This is a genomic window from Desulfitibacter alkalitolerans DSM 16504 (assembly GCF_000620305.1).
GTDB lineage: Bacteria > Bacillota > DSM-16504 > Desulfitibacterales > Desulfitibacteraceae > Desulfitibacter > Desulfitibacter alkalitolerans.
On record NZ_KK211100.1, the window covers coordinates 301,402 to 323,721 of the forward strand.

General features: G+C 38.0%; 24 protein-coding genes. 1 reads left to right on the top strand and 23 read right to left on the bottom strand.

Annotation, left to right across the window (positions count from 1 at the left end):
• Positions 1-17: 17 nt before the first annotated feature.
• The 22 genes from K364_RS0107115 to K364_RS0107220 form a co-directional block, all read right to left on the bottom strand.
• Complete coding sequence (locus K364_RS0107115) at positions 18-2,126, bottom strand: stage V sporulation protein D (RefSeq protein ID WP_028307456.1); 2,109 nt, start codon at positions 2,124-2,126, stop codon at positions 18-20.
• 25 nt (positions 2,127-2,151) lie between these two features.
• On the bottom strand, positions 2,152-2,667 hold the full coding sequence (locus tag K364_RS0107120; protein WP_028307457.1) for an FtsB/FtsL family cell division protein: 516 nt from the start codon (positions 2,665-2,667) through the stop codon (positions 2,152-2,154).
• A 31-nt stretch (positions 2,668-2,698) separates the two neighbouring features.
• Complete coding sequence (gene rsmH / locus K364_RS0107125; protein ID WP_028307458.1) at positions 2,699-3,634, bottom strand: 16S rRNA (cytosine(1402)-N(4))-methyltransferase RsmH; 936 nt, start codon at positions 3,632-3,634, stop codon at positions 2,699-2,701.
• Between the two features lie 12 nt (positions 3,635-3,646).
• The gene (gene mraZ, locus K364_RS0107130) at positions 3,647-4,084 is read right to left on the bottom strand and encodes a division/cell wall cluster transcriptional repressor MraZ (protein ID WP_028307459.1); all 438 of its coding nucleotides are present in this window, start codon (positions 4,082-4,084) and stop codon (positions 3,647-3,649) included.
• Between the two features lie 299 nt (positions 4,085-4,383).
• Positions 4,384-4,533, bottom strand: coding sequence for a hypothetical protein (locus K364_RS26605; protein WP_156946417.1), 150 nt, complete (start codon positions 4,531-4,533; stop codon positions 4,384-4,386).
• A gap of 54 nt (positions 4,534-4,587) precedes the next feature.
• Positions 4,588-5,145 (bottom strand): COG2426 family protein, encoded by a 558-nt coding sequence (locus K364_RS23130; protein WP_051533856.1) that lies wholly within the window; start codon positions 5,143-5,145, stop codon positions 4,588-4,590.
• 40 nt (positions 5,146-5,185) lie between these two features.
• Positions 5,186-5,923 carry a HesA/MoeB/ThiF family protein gene (locus K364_RS23135; RefSeq protein ID WP_051533857.1) on the bottom strand — a complete coding sequence of 246 codons (738 nt, stop codon included), beginning with the start codon at positions 5,921-5,923 and terminating at the stop codon, positions 5,186-5,188.
• A 115-nt stretch (positions 5,924-6,038) separates the two neighbouring features.
• Positions 6,039-6,692, bottom strand: coding sequence for a tetratricopeptide repeat protein (locus tag K364_RS0107150; RefSeq protein WP_028307460.1), 654 nt, complete (start codon positions 6,690-6,692; stop codon positions 6,039-6,041).
• A 92-nt stretch (positions 6,693-6,784) separates the two neighbouring features.
• Entirely contained in the window at positions 6,785-8,098 is a 1,314-nt protein-coding gene (locus K364_RS0107155) for a VWA domain-containing protein (RefSeq protein WP_028307461.1), read from the bottom strand.
• Between the two features lie 4 nt (positions 8,099-8,102).
• Positions 8,103-8,990 (bottom strand): AAA family ATPase, encoded by an 888-nt coding sequence (locus tag K364_RS0107160; protein WP_028307462.1) that lies wholly within the window; start codon positions 8,988-8,990, stop codon positions 8,103-8,105.
• Between the two features lie 399 nt (positions 8,991-9,389).
• Entirely contained in the window at positions 9,390-9,752 is a 363-nt protein-coding gene (locus K364_RS0107165) for a Fur family transcriptional regulator (RefSeq protein ID WP_035268340.1), read from the bottom strand.
• 84 nt (positions 9,753-9,836) lie between these two features.
• Positions 9,837-10,199 carry a YlbF/YmcA family competence regulator gene (locus tag K364_RS0107170; RefSeq protein WP_028307464.1) on the bottom strand — a complete coding sequence of 121 codons (363 nt, stop codon included), beginning with the start codon at positions 10,197-10,199 and terminating at the stop codon, positions 9,837-9,839.
• Positions 10,200-10,339: 140 nt separating this feature from the next.
• The gene (locus tag K364_RS0107175; RefSeq protein ID WP_028307465.1) at positions 10,340-10,798 is read right to left on the bottom strand and encodes a RidA family protein; all 459 of its coding nucleotides are present in this window, start codon (positions 10,796-10,798) and stop codon (positions 10,340-10,342) included.
• A gap of 69 nt (positions 10,799-10,867) precedes the next feature.
• Complete coding sequence (locus tag K364_RS0107180; RefSeq protein WP_028307466.1) at positions 10,868-11,878, bottom strand: sodium:calcium antiporter; 1,011 nt, start codon at positions 11,876-11,878, stop codon at positions 10,868-10,870.
• A gap of 106 nt (positions 11,879-11,984) precedes the next feature.
• Entirely contained in the window at positions 11,985-12,752 is a 768-nt protein-coding gene (locus K364_RS0107185) for a histidinol-phosphatase (RefSeq protein WP_028307467.1), read from the bottom strand.
• 102 nt (positions 12,753-12,854) lie between these two features.
• A complete protein-coding gene (locus K364_RS0107190) occupies positions 12,855-13,694 on the bottom strand; it encodes an FAD/NAD(P)-binding protein (RefSeq protein WP_028307468.1) in 840 nt (279 codons plus the stop codon).
• Positions 13,663-14,691 (bottom strand): 4Fe-4S dicluster domain-containing protein, encoded by a 1,029-nt coding sequence (locus K364_RS0107195; protein ID WP_028307469.1) that lies wholly within the window; start codon positions 14,689-14,691, stop codon positions 13,663-13,665. Before K364_RS0107195 ends, K364_RS0107190 begins: the two co-directional genes overlap by 32 nt.
• A gap of 15 nt (positions 14,692-14,706) precedes the next feature.
• Positions 14,707-15,576, bottom strand: a complete 870-nt coding sequence (locus K364_RS0107200; RefSeq protein ID WP_242841668.1) for a 4Fe-4S dicluster domain-containing protein — start codon at positions 15,574-15,576, stop codon at positions 14,707-14,709.
• Entirely contained in the window at positions 15,573-16,031 is a 459-nt protein-coding gene (locus K364_RS0107205) for a hydrogenase iron-sulfur subunit (RefSeq protein ID WP_028307471.1), read from the bottom strand. Before K364_RS0107205 ends, K364_RS0107200 begins: the two co-directional genes overlap by 4 nt.
• The gene (locus K364_RS0107210; protein ID WP_028307472.1) at positions 16,022-18,007 is read right to left on the bottom strand and encodes a CoB--CoM heterodisulfide reductase iron-sulfur subunit A family protein; all 1,986 of its coding nucleotides are present in this window, start codon (positions 18,005-18,007) and stop codon (positions 16,022-16,024) included. Before K364_RS0107210 ends, K364_RS0107205 begins: the two co-directional genes overlap by 10 nt.
• Positions 18,004-18,909 carry a CoB--CoM heterodisulfide reductase iron-sulfur subunit B family protein gene (locus K364_RS0107215; RefSeq protein ID WP_028307473.1) on the bottom strand — a complete coding sequence of 302 codons (906 nt, stop codon included), beginning with the start codon at positions 18,907-18,909 and terminating at the stop codon, positions 18,004-18,006. The genes K364_RS0107210 and K364_RS0107215 overlap by 4 nt, the downstream gene beginning before the upstream one ends.
• Positions 18,909-19,484, bottom strand: coding sequence for a 4Fe-4S dicluster domain-containing protein (locus K364_RS0107220; protein ID WP_028307474.1), 576 nt, complete (start codon positions 19,482-19,484; stop codon positions 18,909-18,911). The genes K364_RS0107215 and K364_RS0107220 overlap by 1 nt, the downstream gene beginning before the upstream one ends.
• Positions 19,485-19,806: 322 nt before the next feature.
• On the opposite strand from K364_RS0107220, the gene K364_RS23140 reads away from it, so the two are divergent.
• On the top strand, positions 19,807-20,754 hold the full coding sequence (locus K364_RS23140; RefSeq protein WP_051533858.1) for a Na/Pi cotransporter family protein: 948 nt from the start codon (positions 19,807-19,809) through the stop codon (positions 20,752-20,754).
• 71 nt (positions 20,755-20,825) lie between these two features.
• On the opposite strand, the gene larAH5 is transcribed toward K364_RS23140, so the two are convergent.
• On the bottom strand, positions 20,826-22,100 hold the full coding sequence (gene larAH5 / locus K364_RS0107230) for a nickel-dependent malate racemase, LarAH5 family (RefSeq protein WP_422857212.1): 1,275 nt from the start codon (positions 22,098-22,100) through the stop codon (positions 20,826-20,828).
• Positions 22,101-22,320: the final 220 nt, after the last annotated feature.

The following is a 22,320-nucleotide window of genomic DNA, read 5'->3' on the forward strand; positions in this document are numbered from 1 at the left end:
ATAAAAATTTTAACCCATCATTCTTTGAAAATAACCTTTACTTCCATGCCTGGCTCAAGCACGGAATTTGGTTTTGGATTCTGATCCACTGCCCAGCCGCTACCTTCTGGTATAATCTTTAGACCCATGGCTTCCAATAAACTTGCTGCTTGATAAATTCTATATCCGGACAAATCGGGAACCTTAATTGTGTCGGCAGTTTCTCCTTCCTCTAAATGGATAATAACTTTAGTACCAGGTTTCACCTTGGCCAATGGTGTAGGGTTTTGATCCTTTACTACTGTTCCACTTCCTCTAAAATCTACAATTAACCCAAGACTTCTTAAAGCATGTTCTGCTTTATCTATACTCAAACCAGTTAAATCAGGTACAGATACCGGCTGTAAATCACGCTGCTTTTTTTCATCGGGGTTATATTGTGGTGCAACACCTAGATAATGCAAGCTGTCCTCAACTACCCTTTTAAAAATTGGAGCTGCAACAGTACCGCCATAATAAGGATAACCCTGGGGTTCATCAACTATAACTAGTGCAACTAATCTAGGATCATCCACTGGGGCTACACCAAGAAAAGATGCAACATACCTTCCCTGCATATAACCACCAACCCCAGCCTTTTGAGCAGTACCTGTTTTTCCTCCTACTCTGTAGCCCTCTATATAAGCATTTCTACCTGTTCCTTCACTAACTACCTCTTCCAGTATATGCAGGGTCTCCTGGGCTGTTTTCTTAGAGATTATTTGCTTAATTGCCTCTGGTTCAACCTTTTTAACAAGGCTTCCATCCTTATCAATTATTTCTCGAACAAGATGAGGTTTTAATAAGACTCCATCATTTGCAATGGCAGACATTGCAGATGCCAATTGAATAGGGGTAACTGCAATCCCCTGCCCAATAGATATTGTGGCAATGTTGACAGGTTTAAGGTTCTTTTCTTGTATCATTATACCTCTTGCTTCACCTGGTAGATCAAGGCCAGTTGCACTTCCAAATCCAAAATCTCTAATATAGCTGTAGAAAATACCTTTTTGCTTATCCTCCAGCCTGAGACCCAGCTTAATAAAAACCGGGTTGCAGGAGTTTTGTACACCTACCGAGAAGGTCTGAGTTCCATGGGGGTTGTGGGAACGCCAGCATTTTATTGTTTCACTACCCACCTTTACCGAACCGGTACATGTAAATGTTTCATTTTGGCCAACTAGGCCCTCCTCTAAGACCGCAGCAGTGGTAATAACCTTAAAGGTGGAACCTGGTTCATAACTGTTTGAGACAGCAATATTTCTCCAATTTTCTTGGGGATATTTATTAAAAAAGTTAGGATCATAGGTGGGTCTGCTTGCTAACGCTAGAATTTCTCCGGATTGAGGGTCCATTACCACTATGGTGGCACTCTTTGGATTTGTAGGGCTATTCATTAAAAGGTCTAATTCTCTTTCTGCAATAAATTGTATAGTCTCGTCAATTGTGAGAACCAGGTTATGTCCATCTACTGGTGGTTTATAATTATGCATGGCATGGGGAATCTCTCTGCCAGCTGCATCAAATTCAATAACAATGGCACCTCTTTTTCCCTTTAATTCCTCATCATATACAACTTCAATTCCTTCCAAACCTTGATTATCTATACCTGCAAAGCCCAAAACATGGGCGGCCAAATGATCGTTTGGGTAAAACCTTTGGCTCTCCTCTGCAACATTAATACCAGGCAGATCTAGCTCGCGTACAGCAGCAGCTTTGTCAAAATCTACTTTACGAACAATATACTCAAACCACGAACCTTTTTTAGTGATGCGGTTATAAATGCTTTCATAGGGTATGTCTAAGATTTTTGAAAGCTCCCCAGCAATTTCTTCAGCCATACCACTTCTGTTAACCTGAGGCGGAATAGCATAAATATAATCTGAACTTACACTAATGGCCAGTTCCCTCATGTTTCTGTCATAGATGGTCCCCCTTTTAGGCTCCACGGGAACCTCCCGCATGCGATTATCCAGAGCTTGAAGCTGCAGCTCGTCACCCTTGACAAATTGAATCCAGACAAGTCTTAAGCTTAAAAAAAAGAAAGCTGCAAAGAATAGTAAAAATACCTTTGCAATCCTTTTTTTCATAACTACATTTCCTGTCATTAACTTTTCCCCTTTTCGTTGTATACTAGTGTTTACCAGTAACAGCCCAGCCACTAAAAACATTTGCAATTGCAGTCATCAGGGAAACAGAAGAGTTATTATCTTCCATATTCATGCCTCTATTTTCAGAAGGTTTATGTAACGCCAATAGAGCATCTGCCGTGGAAATTTCTTCAACAGTAACCATTTTTAAATTCTCAAATTGCGGTTTCTCCATTCCCAATTCTGTTATTGCAATTGTCTCAATATTTTCAAGGGCAAGTAATCTTGTCTTTTCTAATTGTAACCGTTCGTTATTTATTTGCAAAGAATTTAATTCCCTTTTAATTGTATTTAATTCTTGACCCTTGGCACTAACGTGGGCGGCTAAAGACGTAAGTGCAAGCCCCATGATAAAAGATATTAACGTTAAGGAACACATTACAAGTTTTACTTTTGTAGAACTTTTAATGAGTTTAGCTTTTTTGTGTTCTTTATTTTCTCTGTTTACCTCTAAAGTCTCAACGGTAGTATATTCCCTTATCTTCGGAGCTACTATCAAACTATTCAACCTCCCCTGTTTTTATGCCTGGTTACAGCTTTTCAGCTATTCTTAATCTGGCACTTTTTGCCCTGGAGTTCTCTCTCAGATCTTTTTCTGAAGCAGTTATAGACTTCTTATTGACAATTTTAACCTTTGGCTTCTTATTACAAATGCATACCGGCAGCTTTGGCGGACAAACACATGTTGATGCTAAACCCTTGAAGGTGTTTTTAACAATACGGTCCTCCAGGGAGTGAAAGGAAATTATTGCTAATCTGCCCCCTGGATGCAATATATCCACAAAGTCCTTTATTGCTTCTTCAAGGTCTTCTAACTCCTTATTCGTAGCAATTCTTAATGCTTGAAATGTTCTTTTAGCCAAATGTGAATTTACCTCTCTAGCTTTTCTGGGTATGGCCTTTTCAATAATGGATACTAATTGCTGTGTAGTTGCAATCTCTCTTTCCTCTCTATACTTCGCAATAAAGTCTGCGATCCTTGCAGCCCAACGCTCTTCACCATACTCTTTAATTATCCTTGCCAGTTCCTCCCTGCTTGCATTGTTCACAAGTTCTCTGGCAGTAGTTACATCCTGTGTATTCATTCGCATATCAAGAGGACCATCCTGCATATAAGAAAATCCTCTCAATCTGTTATCAATCTGGAAGGAGGAAACCCCAAGGTCAATTAAGGCCCCGTGAACTTTAGTCCATCCCTTCATATAGAAAATCTTTTTGATATTTTTAAAGTCGTCATGGACAAAAGTGACCCGATCCCCATATTCCTGTAGTCGTTTCTCAGCTGCAGCAAGTGCTTCCATATCTCTATCAATACCCATTAGCCTTCCCTCTGGTGAGGATTTTTTTAACATGTAATAACTGTGTCCTCCGCCGCCTACAGTACCATCAACTAGGTCCCAACCAGCCTGAATTTCCAATCCTTCAACAACTTCATTTAACAAAACTGGCTGATGATAAAATTCCAATTTTTGTTCCTCCTAAATATTTATATCAATATCTTGAAGTTTTTCAGCAATTCCTTCATAATCCATTTCTTCATTCTGACTGTAGCTTTCCCAAACTTCTTTGGACCAAATCTCTATTCGTGAAGAAACACCTATTATTACAACATCCTTATCGAGCTTTGCATATTCCCTCAAATTAGATGGCAGAAGTATTCTGCCTTGCTTGTCAAGCTCACATTCATTAGCACCAGAAAAGAAAAATCTGACAAAGGCCCTTGCATCGGCCTTAGTAAATGGTAGATTTTTTAACTTTTTTTCTATAACAAGCCATTCCTCCATGGGATAAACAAACAGACAATTATCCAAACCCTTTGTGATAACAAAGTTTTGGCCCAATCCATCACGAAATTTAGAAGGAACTATTAACCTGCCCTTTGGGTCAAGGGAATGTTGATATTCTCCCATGAACATGCTTGCTCACCCCACTTTGTGGGTAAATCGCCCCACATACTACCACTTTCAACCACCTATTCGCTCTTTATACTTAAAAATCCTTCTTTTTATAAATTCATTATTTGCTTTTTTTCAAAATTAGGACTTTGGTCTCAGATAAAAAAAAAGGAAACCAGTAATTTGGTCTCCTCAACTTATACTTTCTGATTGTGTAAAACAAAACTTGGCTTGCGCCAGTAATTCTAGCATTTTTAATGCGTAGAAATACCAGTCCTGTGGGCGCCAAGTCTTTTTAAATATTTTAAAGAGCTTAAAATTTAGTTTCTTTCTGTATCATAATAAAAATCTACTGCGTTAAATTTTAATAAGTCTGTATTGACAATGCCCTTTCTTTGGATATATTTGCTTCCTATACCTCCAACAGGTGTAAATTGATTATATCTTTTTAAAGCTTTATTCCTAATCATAATAAAACACCTCCTAGTTTAGTATCTCATTTGGAGGTGTAAATTATTTTCAGTTTATCTTTTTTTGTAGATAAAATATACTATGGCTAATGCGCCAATCAACACTACAGCCATGGGAATACCCATGAGTTCCACTACTGTATAAAATCCCATTGATGCAAGGGTTACCAGTATACCAGCAATAATCATACCCAAGGTAATAGCTGGTAAGGCCATTTTAAAGGGTATTCCAAAAAGAAAAGCTGCTATGCTGCCTGACCAGATGCCAGTTAGAGGCAATGGTACCGAAACTATTAGCATTAATCCTAAAGCCTCGTACTTTTGCAGCTTGGCACTCTTGGCCCGAGTTCTTGAAAGCACCCACTGGACCAATCTTTTTGAATGGTCATATTTATTTAATGTGTTAATCACAAGGGGCAGCCATAGAAGCAGTGGTATAACAGGAATAAAGTTGCCCAAAAGAGCATAAAACAATGCAGTCATAGGCTCCATTCCAAGAGCTATAGCTATGGGTATTGTAGCCCTAAGTTCGGTTACTGGTACTGCTGACAGAATCATTACCTGGGCCTCTATGGGTAAGTCTTTTAATATATCCAGCATTTTTTGTCCCATTTCATTTCACCTTTATTAAACCTAAGCTTTTATACCTTCACTATAGATTTCCACATACAGGGCAGTTTATATTTCTCTCCACTTTAAACTCATTAAAGGTAAGTTCCAGTCCATCAAATACAAGAAGTCTATTAGCAAGGGTGTTACCCAATCCAAGAATAAGCTTTATGACTTCCATTGCTTGAATGGTACCTAGAATTCCTGGCAGGCAGCCTACTAAACCTATTTCTCCCTTATTCTCATTAGGGATTGAGGGGAAAATACATCTGTAGCATGGAGATTTGCCAGGTATAATGGTAGTAGCTAAACCTTCCCATCCTGATACACCAGCCTCAACCAGGGGCTTCTTTAATGCCACACAGGCTTCATTAACAAGATACCTGGAAGATAAATTATCCAAAGCAGTTACAATTATATCATACTCTGAAATCAAAGGATTACTGTTTTTTTCTGTCATTCTAAAGGGGTATTCAACTAGCCTGGTCTGAGGATTAAGCTTTTCAAGAGTCCCTTTGGCAGAGTGAGCTTTGTTTATGCCTAGTCTATCTGTATTATGGAGTATCTGTCTCTGCAGATTGGACAAGTCTACATTGTCTGAATCTACAATGCCAAGGGTTCCTACACCCATGGCTGTTAAATAGTAAAGAACCGGTGATCCAAGGCCACCTGCACCAACAACAAGTACTCTAGCTGCCTTGAGTTTTAATTGGCCTTTTTCTCCTATTTCAGGCATAATTAATTGTCTTCTGTATCTAAGCCTCTCATCATCATTAAACATAATACGGCCTCCTCGCTGCTTTTATTTTAAATTATACTTTATATAATAGAATAATGGTAACCTTTTAGCCACAAGCAAGTGTTTTATAACGCAAGAAACGCACCATGCAGGTGCGTTAATTTGATGTTTTTTCGCTTTCAGCCTCAAGAGCTTCAATCATTTGTTTTGCAAAACCAGCAAATACCTCCAACTGCTCTTTTGCATCATCATTAATGTCTTGTTCAAGTGCCTTTTCAAATTGTGTCAATGCACCTTTAAAGTCTCCCTTGCTATTCATTAAATAAACACCATAGTTTGCAAGGGTATTAACATTTCCTTCATCTAATATAAGGGCCTTTTCGAAGTTTTCTTGGGCCAAGTCATCATGCCCTGCAGTATATGCTACCACTGCAACTTGTGTGATTAAACCAACCTCCTCTGGGTTAAGCTCCAAGAGCTTAAGATAATACCCTAGGGAATTATTCATTTCTTGTTTCTGTTTTTCAGCATCTTCATGTAAATTTGCTAAATGCCAGTGTATTTCAGCTAAGGCACCTAAGGTTTCCTGGTCTTTTGAATCTTTTTCTAGCTTGGCGGAATACTCCTCAAGCAGACCTTCAAAGAAGGATATTTGCTCTTCTCTTGAAAGATTTGGATCAACTGCTGTCGGAGGCTGCTGTCCTCCCAAACCCATTAACGTAACAGACCCAACTAGACCAATAGATAATATAATGACCAGAACAATCATTGGTCCCCTCATTTTCTTTACTTTCCTTAGCTTCCTCATCATATATATCGCCTCCTATAGTCTCCAAGAAAACTACATAATTAAGCTTATTACACAGACCGCCCCATGTCAATATTAAATTAATGGTCCTAAATCTAAATTATTTGCGTACTTATTAACTTTTCCAAATGTTTAAGAGTATTACATGGAAACATCTGTGCGTATTGTTGAAACAGCTTTACCGAAGCATGGCTATCCCACTGCTTTAACGGCATTGGGTTTAGCCATAATACCTTCCTGGCTTTATTGCTTATATTAACTAATTCAGCTGCCGTATCAGTTAATTTAATGGTTTTAGTATCACTTACAATGATCACTACTGTTTTTTGTGTCAGCAAGTGGTTATGATCACATTGAATAGATTTTAGTGCATATTGAATATCAGTACCCTCGCCCCAGATAGGACTTTTTTGAATTAATTTTTCTAGTTTTGTCAAATCCGAGTTTTTTATCTGCTTAACTGACAGCTTCTCAATTTTTTCTGAGAAAATAAAAGTATCAATTTTCTTAACGACCTCTGCCAAATAGTGCATAAACTGAATAATAAAGGTGGAATACCTGATCATGGAACCTGATACATCCACAATAAGCAATATGGAAGGCTTCTGAATTCGCCTTTTGCGGTATCTTAAGTATAATGGTACTCCGCCAAAGCCAATGCTGCTTCTAATTGTCTTGCGAATGTCAATAAGCTTAGCCTTTCTTGATAGGGAATATCGTCTGGATATTTTAGTTGCAAATCTCTTTGCCAGCTTCTTCAATAATCTCTTGGCCTCTTCTAATTCCTGGGCATTTAAATCCTTAAGATCTTTTCCAGGAACGTAGCCCTGCTCTATAAGCTGCATATGAGTGTCATATAAGTATTGATCTAACTCAGGTTCCCCAGTAAAATCAATCTCTAATGGATTAAATTGTGTTTGCTTTCTCCAATACTTTAAATGGCTTTTAACCAGATCCTCAATTACTGGTCTGAACTTTTCCGGGTTCATATGATTCCCATGGGTGCTCTCTTCCAAAAATTTTTTAATTTTTTCCTGCTGCTTTTTAGCAAGGTTGCCATAAAAAACCTTATCCTCCTCAGATAGATTAATGGGAGTTTCATTAAAAATCAAGTCCTCATCAGCTTTTTGTTTGGACTCTTCTTGTATGTTCTTGAAGTTCTGCCATCTATCCGATAGATCATCTAGTTCTTCAATATTTGCAAAAAAGCTCTTAAATGCCATTGTGAGAATTGGAACATCCTGTGCTCTTTTAACCACTGTTGCCTGCATAAGCCACATTAATTCATTTCTGTCGCCAATATTTATATGCTCAAGTGATTGAAAAAAATCCTCCATTTCTGAATAGCTAATTTTAAAACCCATCTTCCGCAACAGTTGTAAAAACTTGTACAAATTTTTTGCAAACATGAAATCACCCTTGTTGTTTGGACGTGTGCAGAACTTTTTGGGAACCAACCTTTTCTTTAAAATTATCTATGTCTTCCTTGTCCTTAAATAAAATATTAAGGGTTTTATCCATTGTATCCTCTGTAATTTCTTCACTATTTAGTAGTTGTAAGGTATTGGCCCAATCCAGCGTCTCAGAAATGGATGGAAGTTTTTTAGCATCAAATTGTTTTCTAATTGCAAAGACTGTACTTGAAACCTGCATTGCTAATTTATCCTTTATTCCGGGAACTTTAGCTTTAATTATTGAATATTCCTTTTCAATTGATGGAAAGTCTATGTGCAGGAAAACACATCTTCTTTTTAACCCATCTGACAGTTCCCTTTCAGCATTGCTGGTAAGAATTACTATGGGCTTATGCCGGGCCTTAATAGTTCCAAGCTCAGGTATTGAAACTTGAAAATCAGATAGCAGTTCAAAAAGAAATGCTTCAAATTCTTCGTCAGTTTTATCTATTTCATCAATTAAAAGTACCTTTTTGGCTGGGCTCGTGATAGCCTTTAAAAGAGGCCTCTCTAATAGAAAATCTTTGGAAAATAAATCCTGATTTAATATACACTCACCTGCATCATTCTTTGATATTTGAATTTGCAGAAGCTGCTTTTGATAATTCCATTCATATAGCGCTTTTTGCTCATCAAGACCCTCATAGCATTGAAGTCTAATTAAATCTGTATCAAAAACATTTGCTAATACCTTTGCCAGCTCAGTTTTCCCTACCCCTGGAGCACCAGTAACCAGTAAAGGTTTTTCAAGTTTGAGGGCTATAAATACAGATAGCACCAGGTTTCCATCAGTTATGTAACCTTCTGCCTCCATTGCCCTTCTTAGATTAATCATGTTTAATTCCATGATGAATGCCCTCCTAATTTTTTGTTTCTATCCATTATAACATAAAAAACGTAAATAGGAATCTTTACTACTATCTATGTTTAATTGTTATGGATTAAAAACTTAATTGCCTTTGTCTAGAAAAGTAAAAAAAGGCGATGGCTCGCCCCTGTAATTGTTTACCAATATCCCCATTGTGATCTTTGAAATTTTGCATAACAGTCTCTGCACAACGATTTAGTTATCCATAACTCCTGAACAGTACTTAGTTTGTTTTTTCTATATATTCTTCCACATTTTTGACAACTGGATATTTCAGTAATCTTTGCCATTTGCAACCCTCGCTTAAAATGTGAACTGGTAATGGTTATATATATATCATTACCTAAGCGAGGAATATTTATAATATGCTATTATATTTTAGTCACAAAAATTACATGTTCCATAAAACTCTAACCTATGGGTTTCTACATTAATATTGGCAGCTTTTTCTACATCTTCATGAGATATATTAAAGCTTAATTGTAAATCCATAATCTTACCGCATCTTTTGCATACAAAGTGATAATGGTTTTCTGTAATCCCGTCATATCTACTAAAAGTACTACCCCAATTCAACTCCAATATCTCCCCCATATCCCTCAATAATTTCAAGTTACGGTAAACTGTACCTAAACTTATATCAGGAAGCTCCTTTTTAGCCTGCTCATAAATCCAATCAGCAGTAGGATGGGTATTTGTACTGCGTACAACCTCAAGAATTATTTTCTTTTGTCTTGTCATTCTCTTACCTACAGCTTTAATGCTAGATCACCTACTATTAAGAGTAATTACTATCATGGTACATGACAGGTAAACAAATGTCAATTAGTTAACATTCTTGTTTGTTGTTTCAAGTGAAAACCACTCGTTGACTGCATCGCCAATGATTTTTTGAATATCGCTCATCATTCTTGATAACCTATATTCCGCATTTAAATACTCGTTAATCTTTGAGTTCATACTGAGCACTTCATAAAGCCTTTCTGTTTGTTTGATATATTCCTCATCAATTTCTTCTCCAGAAATCTGTGCCATTTGTATCTCTAATTGTTTTCTTCTAAAATCCTGAAGCATTTTAACATTTTCCTGATCCTGCTCCAGGGAATGCTTTGCTTTTTTGAAAAGCTTGTATTCATCTGACTGTGATAGCAGCTTGGCTAATTCATGGGCTTTATCATATGCTGTCATTAAATCGCGAAACCTCCTTATTTAAGAACTGTATTATATTATTATACGGCGGCACTAAAAATCCTCTAGATAAATAAAAAAAGTAACTCAAAAGTTTAGAGTTACTTTTTTCACTCTCTGCATGTTATTAGCTGTAAAAATTAATCCTTCAACTTCACCAACATCTCCACTTCAACAGCTGCATCAATTGGAAGCTCACATACACCTATGGCTGCTCTAGCATGTTCTCCAGACTCTGCAAATATTTCACCAAGCAGATCTGATACTCCATTTATTACTTTTGATTGCCCGGTAAAACCAGGAGCACTATTTACATAACCTGTAACCTTTACAATCTTTTCAATTTCGTCCAAACTGTCAACTTCTCCCTTGATAACGCTTAAACAATTGATGCAGCAGACCTTAGCAGCTTGATACCCCTCTTCTTCAGTTAAATTCAAACCAATTTTTCCTTTATATTTTAATATTCCATCTACTATAGGTATTTGCCCTGAGGTATAAATCATACTGCCCGCTTTAACTGCCGGAACATAGGCTGCTACAGGTTCTGGCGGTTCTGGAATTGTAAGTCCCAAGCTTTTAATTTTTTCTTCTAACATTTTTGTTATACCTCCAAATTTATCATCCATAATATTATGCATTCATAGATGGAAAAATATGCTGAATTACTAAAAAAATATCCTATTAACAACCAGGTATATGAACATTAGATAAAAAACCCCGTTAAACATTAGTATATATACAGTTATGTGTCCCTTTCGCTTGAGATAAAATAACAATAGGGAAGCTGATACTAGAGCTAAAACTACACTTATTACCGCCTTGGTGCTTAGATTCCAGGGGGTTAAAACAATACCCAGGGCAGGTATTAGTGAGCTTTGAAACACCATTGCTCCAGTGATATTCCCCATGGCCAGGGTATCCTTTCCCTGGGAAATCCAAATAATACTGTTAAATTTCTCAGGAAGTTCAGTTGCTACTGGTGCAATTATCAGTGCAAGCACAAATCCAGGTACTCCAAAAATAAGAGAAAGCTTTTCAATTTCATTAACAAAAAACTTGGCACCAATAATGATTAAGCCTAGTGCTATAATCACCTGTAATATAATCTTTCTTAAGGAGGGATTGTTGGGACATTTTCTGTCAAATATGCAGGGATTAATCTTATGGGAACTGCCCACAGGCTCTCCACTATTAATAGTAATATATACGTAAATCAAATACATAAAAACTAATGTTCCCGCTATAACCATTTTTCCAATGTGAAATGGCAAAAAAGCTGCTAGGAGTGCCAGGGTATACAGGACTATAAAAAAGCTTAAATCCCTTTCCAAGATAATAGGATTAATGTTCATCCTGGGAAATCTTAAACGCTTTCTTCTATAAACCAACCCTGCAGCTCCAGTCATGAATAATGCCAATGTAGCCAGCATAAATGGCGCACCGAGTATAGCCCCAATACCTATTTCCTTTCCTACCTCCTCTGTACCAAAAAAAATAGCAATAATGGGAATCATGGTTTCTGGTAGAGCTGTTCCAACAGCAGCTAGAACACTGCCCACAGCACCCTCAGCAAGCCTTAGCTTCTTCCCCAGCCATTCTATTCCATTTGTAAATACTTCCGCTCCCAATAGAATTATTGCAAGGCTAAAAATTAAAATTCCAAAATCCTGAAGCATATACCCCACCTCATGTAATGATTAAGCTAAGTCCTGTATCTATCTAATGACCTAGCATTAAAACATTACATTCTATGCCATAGATGGAGAAAATATTAAAGTGTTTTTAATCCAAGGGGATCTCAACCATATGACCCTTATTAAAACCGGCAACCCATTTAACACCCAACTCCTTTAGAATTTCTACAACCATCCCGCTATTTCTCCCAACATCCTCAAATCTATGAGCATCAGAGGATATGGTCAAGGGTATGTCTCTTTTTACAGCCATTTTTATAATATCCATAGAAGGGTAGATTTCATTTACTGGCTTATAAAGGCCACCTGTGTTAATTTCCATGGCCATGCTCTGAAGCTTTATTTCTGCTAGAACAGGTTCTATGAGCTTTAAAACCTTGGTCTGCTCTACTCTATAATTAAACACCTTGGCTAAATCAATATGTCCAGCTATGTTAAATAGTCCGGTTTCGATACAACCCAGGACAGTTTGAAAGTATTTAGTGTAAAAGTCCTCTACATTCCATTTTTTATACTGATTCATATGGTCCGGATGATCAAAATTCCAGTCCCCCAGAAAGTGTACCGAACCTATTGTATAGTCAAAGTTATGCCTCTGAATTACCCTGCTCATTTCGTACACCAGATGAGGAAAATATTCAAATTCCAAGCCTACCCGAATGTTAATATGGGAATACTCCCTGCTTAATTCTTCATAATTCTTAAAGTTAATATTATCTAAATACCTATCATGATCAGCAAAACCAATATCCTTTAAACCCATGGTTTTAGCTTTATCCAAAAAGGGTCTAAGCTCACTGATTATATGTTTTCTATCACCGTGACCAAGGGAATGTACATGATAATCTACTGTCAAGCATCTCCACCTCTTCCTCATAAATAGTTACAGGAACCGAAAAAGCAAGAAGCAAGAATACACTGCTCCTGCTTCCTGCTTCTATGTGTTCCCACTTAATTTTTAATATTCATTAGGCATTTTATTCATCTGTGCCAGGGTAAATACAGGTCCGTCAAGACATACATAACAGCTGCCAATATTACAACGCCCACATTTGCCTACTCCACACTTCATTCTCATTTCTAATGTAGTTACAATTTCTTCATCATTGTAGCCCATTTTTGCAAGAGACTGAAGAACAAATTTAATCATAATAGGAGGACCGCAGGTAACTGTAATTTTTCCTTCAGGTGATGGATTTAGTTTTTCCAGGTATGCAGGAACAAATCCCACGTTACCCTTCCAATCATCATCACCTTTATCAACTGTTACATCTACTTGAAAATCCCTTTGTTTTGGCCAGTATTCAAATAAATCATCTTTAAAGCATAAGTCTGCAGGTGTCCTGGCTCCATAGATAACCTGGAGCTTTCCAAAGTCGTCTCTATTGTCAACACAGTAATTAATAAGTGAACGCAGCGGTGCTAGACCTATACCTCCCCCAATAAACAGGAGATCCTTTCCCTTCATCATATCAACTGGAAAACCATTGCCATAGGGCCCCCTAACAGCTAGCTTTTGCCCAACTTCAATTTCATGCAGGGCATTTGTAAGCATACCCACCCTTTTAATGGCAAATTCTAAATGATTTTCTCCCTGATAGGAAACTGAAAACATTCCTTCCCCAACATTGACCATGGACAGCATGGCAAGCTGTCCTGGCATTGGGGCAAAAGGCTTGCCGCTAGCTGAGGTTACATGAAATGTCTTTACATCAGGAGTTTCATCAATTATCTTGATAACCTCACATACTTTTGGATATAAGGGATTAACCGACTCTGTCCATGCCTTGTTGATCATTTATATCCACCTCCTTCAACTGGGAGATAATTGCTACAATATCTACATTTACTGGGCATTTACTGATGCAGCGTCCGCAGCCAACACAAGCAGTTTTCCCATATCTTTCGGGGAATTGCTGAAGCTTGTGCAGGAATCTGTTTCTAAATCTTTCTTTTCTGGTAGGCCTTGGATTATGACCACCAGCCATTAATGTATAGTCAGGAAACATACATGAATCCCAGCAGCGTGTCTTAAACCCTGTTCCACAGGCTCTGTTGTGACTATTAATGTCAAAGCAGTGGCAGGTAGGACACAGGTAGGTGCATGCTCCACAACCGATACATTTTTCATAAGCACTATCCCAGTAAGGATGCTCAAACATTGCAGCAAGCTTTTCTGCAAGGCCTTCAGTATCAGCCTTTAGCTTGAGCTCCTGCTTCTCAGGAAGCTTAACATCTCTTTCTTCAGTCAATGAAGCAATCTCCTGAAGAAGATTTTCACCTTTTTCTGTTTGGGCAATAAAGCCAAAGCTTTCTCCATCAAAGTACATTGCAATATCAGCACCTTCAGCCTTTTGGTAGTCAATACCCAATGATTCACAGAAACAGGTCCTGCAGGGTTTGCCGCAAAGATATGAAACTATTACTGCATTATCCCTTTTTGCCTTGTAATAGGGATCAATGTAACCACGGGTTAAAAATAGGTCATCAAGCATTTCCAAACTTTTTAAGTCACAGGGTCTAATACCAAAAACCACTAGCTCTTCCTCTATTGGTGCACACTCCACTATTTCTAAATTATCTTTTTCCACCTTGTATTCATAAAGCTCCTCAGTCTGGGGAAAGAAGACGCTCTTTGCAGGAATGGTTGTATTTTTATCCAGTTGAATCTCCTTTCCCTCTTCCCATTTTTTGAAAGAAGCAGCACTACCCTCATCTATAGGAGCCATAACAGCATGGCCTTTACTCCACTGTTTTAAAACTTCTGCTAGCTTTTGCTTATTGATTGATTTCATATCCAGACACCCCCTTTACATAAATTCTTCTGGATCATCGTATTTAAAGTCTCCCAGGGGCGAATTCTTTTCTAAATCAACCCCTGCTTCATATGGCCCAAACAGGTCTTCTATATCCTTTGCAATCCTTTTATTTAGTTTCATAATAGGAAGCCCAACAGGACAGGCTCTTTCACATTCTCCACACTCTACACATCGACCAGAAATATGATATGCCCTGATTAGTGAGTAAGTTCCATTTTCTGTTTCGTCAACCCTTCTTTCTATCCATTCCTGTGATTGATCAACAAAAATACATTCCCGGCAATTACATGCAGGACAGATTCTTTGACATGCATAACACCTGATGCACTTGTTGTATTCACTGGCCCAGGAACTCCATCTTTCTTCAACTACCTTGTTTAGATCATCCTCTAAAACCTTAAATCTATTTTCTGGATTTTTGGGCTGCACTTCCTCACCAATAATAACATCATATATAACTGGATTTGGGTGTGTACATCCATCACACTTGGGAGAGTCAACCATCTCATCATTTTCATTAACTTCCTTCATTCCACTGCATGGAACTCCAATAAGGCAGACCTTTTCTCTAGCAAACTGTTTATCCTGAATGAGCCTTACTATTCCCCTGGAATCGCAGCCTTTTACAAATATGGCAATTTTCCCGCCATGGGTCTTGTAATGAAGCATGTAGGCTGCCAGGCTATTGACTATATATTCATTAATAACCAGCCTTTCTACATCTTCCGGCTTTTTCATGAAAAGTGGTGCCGTTTTATCTTCAAAGGTTCCTCGTTCCCAGCCGATTACCAGATCAACCTCCTGCTTTTCCAGCAACTCTCTTGCCACTTCTTTAGCCTTGTCAGTCATTTTATTCATCATCGGACATCCCTCAACTTCCTGTTAGGTCCTAGAGCCTTGATTTCCTCAGAAAGCTTAATGGCATTTTCAGCAAATTTTTGACCTTCTGATCCAGAAATCCACCTTGCCTGGAATCTCTCTGGCTCTATTCCCACATATTCAAGTAGTCTTTTAAAGACAAGCATCCTTCTTCTGGCATAATAATTGCCTGTTGCATAGTGGCAGTCACCTGGGTGACAACCAGCAACTAGTACACCATCTGCTCCCTTTTGGAAGGCCCTGATAACCATATGGGGGTTAACCCTACCAGAGCATGGAACCCTGATAATTCTTAAATTGCTGGGATACTGGAACCTGCTGGTACCAGCCAGGTCTGCACCTGCATAACTGCACCAATTACAACAAAAACCTACTATTTTCGGAGTCCATTCACCTTGTTGTTTTTCCCTTTCAAGGGTATTTTGTTCTACTGACATGCGGCATCCACCTCCGCTAGAATCTGTTGATTTGTAAATCCTCTTAGATTAATAGCACCGGAACGACAAGCTACAGTACATGGTCCACAGCCCTGACATAGTCCAGCATTTACATTTGCTACTTGTCTTTCCACTTCTCCCCCATGAACACGTTCCTTAATGGTTATCAGTTCAATTGCCTTATAAGGGCAAACTGGAATACATAAGCCGCATCCAGAGCATAATCCTTCATCAACATAACTGATCATTGGACTTGTAGCCATTTTGTCTTTTGAGAAGAGGGCTCCTACCTTGGCTGCTGCTGCTGTTGCCTGGGAAACTGTTTCAGGAATATCCTTTGGTCCTTGACAGGTTCCAGCCAAAAAGACACCAGCTGTGTTGGTTTCAATGGGCCGTAACTTTGGATGGGCCTCTGTAAAAAAACCATCCTTGTCATAAGAGAAACCAACAGTTTGAGCAATTTCTGAAGAGTCCTTAACAGCTGCTGCAGCAGTTGCTAGAATAACCATATCTGCCTTAACCTCCACAGGTTTGCCAACAAGGGTGTCTTCTGCCTTGACAATTAATTTCTTTCCTTCCTGATATATTTTAGAAACCTGACCGCGCAAATAAGTAGCGCCGTAGCCTTCCTTTGCCCTCATATAAAATTCATCATACATTTTACCTGGAGTTCTTACATCCATATAGAAGATATATACATTGGCATTTGGGTTTTTCTCCAAAATCTGTGTGGCATGCTTTGCCGTATACATACAGCATATTTTTGAGCAATAGGTCTTACCCTTTTCAGTACTTCTTGAACCAACACATTTGATTATAACTATATCCTGGGGTATTTCTCCATCCGAGGGTCTCTTAATCTTACCCATGGTTGGGCCAGAGGCGTTTACAAGTCTTTCAAATTGTAAACCATCTATTACATCAGGATATTTGCCATAACCATACTCTCCAAAGTCCTTCTTCCAATCATACAACTCATAACCTGTAGCCATTACAATAGCACCAAATCTTTCAGTTACCAATTCATCCTTATCCTCAAAATTTACTGCATCAGTAGGACAAACCTTGGCACAAACTCCACACTTGTTTTCCTTTAACTTTCTGCAATTTTCAGGGTCTATCATGGGTTTGTTGGGCACAGCCTGGGGAAATGGCTTGTAAATACAGGGCCTTTTGCCCATTCCATAATCAAATTCAGACTCTACTTTTTTAGGGCATTTTGCCTCGCAGATTCCACACCCTGTACATTTAACCATATCCACATATCTGGCTTTCTTACGAATAGTAACCTCAAAGTTTCCTACATATCCCCCCACTGACTCAAGCTCAGAAAGGGTATAAAGCTTTATATTTGGATGCTGAGCTGCATCAACCATTTTGGGGGTACAAATACAAGCAGAGCAATCCATTGTAGGAAATGTTTTATCAAGGATTGCCATTTTCCCGCCTATTGTGGCTTCCCTCTCAAGAATAATCACTTCATAGCCCATGTCTGCCACATCTATGGCAGTCTGCATGCCTGCAATTCCACCACCTATAACCAGACACCTTTTTTCAACTGGAATTTCCCCAGGAAATAGAGCCACAGTCTTATTAACCTTGGCTACTGCTTTTCTAACAAGGTCAATTGACTTTAGTGTAGCACCTTCTTTGTCATTTGGGTGCACCCATGAACAGTGTTCCCTTAAGTTGGCCATCTCAACATAATAGGGATTTAGACCTGCATTTTCCAGTGTCTTTCTAAAGGTAGGTTCATGAAGTCTTGGTGAACATGCAGCAACTACTACCCTATTCAAGTTGTGCTCCTTTACAGCTTTAATAATAACGTCTTGCCCTGGTTCGGAGCACATATACTGATAATCTGTTGAATATACCACACCTAGCATGCTTTTTGCTTCCTCTGCTACTTTCTTTACATCAACTACAGCAGCAATATTTGACCCACAATGACACACAAAAACTCCTATACGTTTCAAGCCTTTTCCCTCCTTGTATCTGGATGCCTGAAAATATCCTTTTCATCTAACAATTTTACTGGATCCACAAAATGTTTATTTAAGCATAATTCCTTTGCTGAATAGCCAAAAGCAAGTCCCATAAACTGTGTGAAATAGAAAACAGGCAATTGATAGCTATTATTATCTAATTGTCCTGCCTCTTTTTGTCTCATGTCTAAATTTAAAAAGCAAAGAGGACATGCTGTTAAGATACAATTAGCGCCGTTAAGCTTTGCATTTTTTAGAATATCTCTAATCATCGGAATGCCAACAGCAGGTTTGGCAGTTGAATGTCCCGCACCACAGCATTCCACTTTATAAGACCACTCCACTGGTTCTCCGCCTAAAGCCACAACCAGCCTATCCATGGTCATGGGGTCCTCCACATCGTCAAAACACATGATTTTTGGGGGCCTTACTAACAAGCATCCATAATAAGAGGCCACTTTTAAGCCAGTTAATGGTCTGTTAACTGATTCTTTGATCTTATCAAGACCCACATCATTGACAAGTACATCCAAAAGTGTTTTGACCTCATGCCTGGCGGTATATTCCATATCAATAACTTCATTTATGGTCTTTTTCATTTCTTTTGATTGCCTAACCTCAACTTGAGCAGCTTTCATTCTATTAAAGCATGCCGCACATGGAACAGCCACATCAAGTCCTTGTTTTTCTGCCAAGGCAAGGGTTCTTGCTGGCAGTGCTATTGAAAGCAAATGACTCGTATTATGGGCAGCTGAAGCGCCACAGCAGTTCCAGTCATCAATTTCCTCTAATTGAACTCCTAGATGCTTTGCAACTGCTTTTGTAGACTGATTGTATTCTATTCCCGTTGCATTTAGTGAGCAACCAGGGTAATATGCATATTTTAATGTCATTAGGCGTGACCCCCTTTCTCTTTTTCTCTAACCCTTTCAAATAGCTTCTTGATTTCTGAAGGATTTTTGACTTTGTGAGGAAAGGGACTAATCTTTCCATCTAGAAAAAGCTTGGGTGCCAGGGTTACATCCTTAAATGGCTGCATTGACATGAGGTTATACATGACAATTAAGCCCATCTCATGAACTCTTCCATTGTTTTCCACTGATTTTAGAAACAGCTCTTCAAAAAGCTTAATGTTCTTTTCAGGCATAATCCCCTTGTTCTTGGCCATGATTCTCACTGCCTCCATGACTCGTGGAATATTCACTCCCCTTGGGCAGCGTGCATAGCATGTTTGACAGGAAGCACATATCCAAACACTATTACTTTCTAATGCTTCTTTTGCAAGGCCTACCTGTAATAATCTGAGAATCTGCCTTGGAGGATTGTCCATGGCAAAGGCCACTGGACACCCGGCTGTACATTTGCCACACTGATAACACTTCTTTACCTTTTCACCACTAAGCTCTTCTACGTGTTCTTTAATGGGGGCACTATTGTTAACTTGATTACTAATGTCAAATACCTCCAAAATACTTCCTCCTCTCCCATATTTGCAAATTATATTAAATTGTTATAACAAAGTTAATCTTTATTAACTTGTTTATAGAGTGAAATTTAAGAAAAAAGAAAACATTCATCTCATGAAAACTCTATTTATTCTATTTTTTTTACAACTTCTTTATTATATCATATCATATCATTATAAATTACTATATTTTTGAGTAAAATCCTCCTTTTTAGGGTATTAAAGATGAATGCAAAAAAATTCAGGTCAGTATTTTATTGGTATATTTGCCCAGGGCATGAATAACTAATTACATAAGTAAGTTTGCTTGCTGGGAGGATTTAAGTTGGTTTTTATATTAGGCTTTTTGGGAGGATTATCTGCCCTTCTATTAGGCATCTATTTTATTAGCAAAACCCTAGAGAGTTATCATGAGTACAGGCTAAAGTATTTGCTTAAACGTTTTACTGAAACCCCCATGAAGGGATTTCTTCTCGGCACCATAGCAACAATGGTGCTCCAAAGCAGCAGCGTTATTACAGTGCTTACAATTGGTCTAGTTAATGCAAGGCTTTTAACCTTTTATCAGGCAGTTGGTATTGTCTTGGGTACTAATGTGGGTACAACCTTTACAGCCCAACTAGTGGCCTTTGACCTGAAAAATTTTCTAATGCCAATGGTAATTGCTGGACTTGTCCTATATATAATTCCTATACCTAGGGTACGGATTGGCGGGAAAATATTATTAAGCTTTTCTTTGGTACTTGTTGGACTTAGTATTATGACCTGGTCCACACTGCCATTGGAAAACAGCAGACTCTTTTCATTACTATGGTCAAAGATAGATAGTAATTTACTTTATAGTATATCTATTGGCATAATAAGCACAGCAGTATTACAATCAAGCAGCGGAGTTACAGCTATTTTACTGGCCATAGCCCCCCATGGATATTTAACACTAACTACTGCTATTGCTGTAATCTTGGGCTCAAATGTGGGAACCTGCTTTACCGCATTGCTTGCAGTTATACATTCATCAAGTGCTGCTCGCAAGGTTGCCCTGGCGCATATTATTTTAAATCTAGGGGGTTTAATAATCTTCCTGCCCATAATTTCTAGCTTTGCTTTGTTTATTGAAATGACTTCTTCTTCATTACCACGTCAAATTGCAAATGCCCAGACTATATATAATCTGTTATCTTCTCTTATTGTTTTACCCTTTGCAAAGCAATTTGCAGATTTGACCACGTGGACATATAATGTAATACCAAAAAGAAAAGGAAAGTTTTTTTAGGACTTTCCTTTTCTTTAAATCCGTTATTCATGATATAAATGTCAATGTGAGAGTAGTTGACATTTATTCCATTATTTATTAACTACTGGGATTGTTGAATTTGCTTTTGGCATGACAATAACCTTTGGTTTTTCTGGCAGCTTATGTTTTATTTCTTCTATTACAGCCTCTATGCTCTCTCTTTTCTCTACCATCAAACCACATGAATCCCTATCATTTATGCCCCTTGATATCAAATAGACATTTATCTTGGATAAGGTTCTGCACCATAAAAAGGCTTTATGTACTCCAATTTCAAATTCTATACTTTTGAAATGCTCAATGACCTCTTCAGGTGTTTTGAAGCTTTTCATGGTATTATAAAACTTGTCGTCGCCAATACCCTCAGAACAATCAGCAGTAAGTATTATGTATCCTCCATCCTTCACCACCCTTGATGCATGGGCTAAACCCTTTTGGGCCTGATACATGTTTAAATCCTTTGGGAAACCTCCAGGAGATACTATGGCTATCTCAGCCTTTTCCCTTATTGGTACCTCAAAAATATCTTTAGCCAACTCCACGCCTCTTCTATGGGCCTTAATAAAGTGACCTGCTACTGCCTTTACTATTTCTTTATTGTTATTAAGAATTACATTTACTATTAAATCAATGCCAACTATTTTACCAACTTCATCAATGTCTTCTCTCGGCGGGTTTCCTTCTAAAAGTCCAAGCTGGGCATTTTCACTTGTCAGCATTGAGTGATTGGCTTGAATTAACCTTTTTGAACCCAGGCCTATAGCAAGACCCTTTGCACCACCAGTAAAACCTATAAATTGATGAGGATCAATCATGCCTGTAACAATTTTCAAGTCTGCTTCAGCATAATACTTATTAACCTCAACTGGTGTACCCTTACTGGTAACACCACATGAAACAATTAGCTCCTCATTATTTGCATCATGACTGATAACTGTTACCTTATCTACTATTTCTTCACCAAGGAGATGAATAAACTCCTCCTTATCTGATGGCCTATGTAATCCAGTCCCAACAATAACAAAAATATTTTTGGATTTAACACCAATCTTTTCCAGTTTCTCGACAATGGGAGGTATTATAACCTTATTAGGTACAGGTCTTGTCAGATCACTAATAGCTATTGCAACCTTATTAACACCTTTAAACTCTTCAATCGTCTTTGACCCTATTGGGCTTTCAAGGGCTTTAACAACTTCTTCTTCCTGATTAGAAGCTCCTTCATATGCCTTTGGGTTAATAACCTCTACTTGAAACCCGTTGGGAGGTGTCCATTCAATATTTTCTTTACCGTATGGTATTTTGATTTTTTCCAAAGCTAGCACCACCTATTGTTATTTTAAATTGTATATATATATTAAGATTACCATATAGCTGAAATCATATAAATAGTAAAATCCGTTACTAACCAAAGTTACTTGCCTCAGTATTCTTAAATAACTAGTTGAAAATTATTTATAACAAAAAATGGATAATATCATCAAATAAAATGTATAGAGAATATTTTTATGTTATAGAGTTAAACTAATCCTGAGAATAATTAAG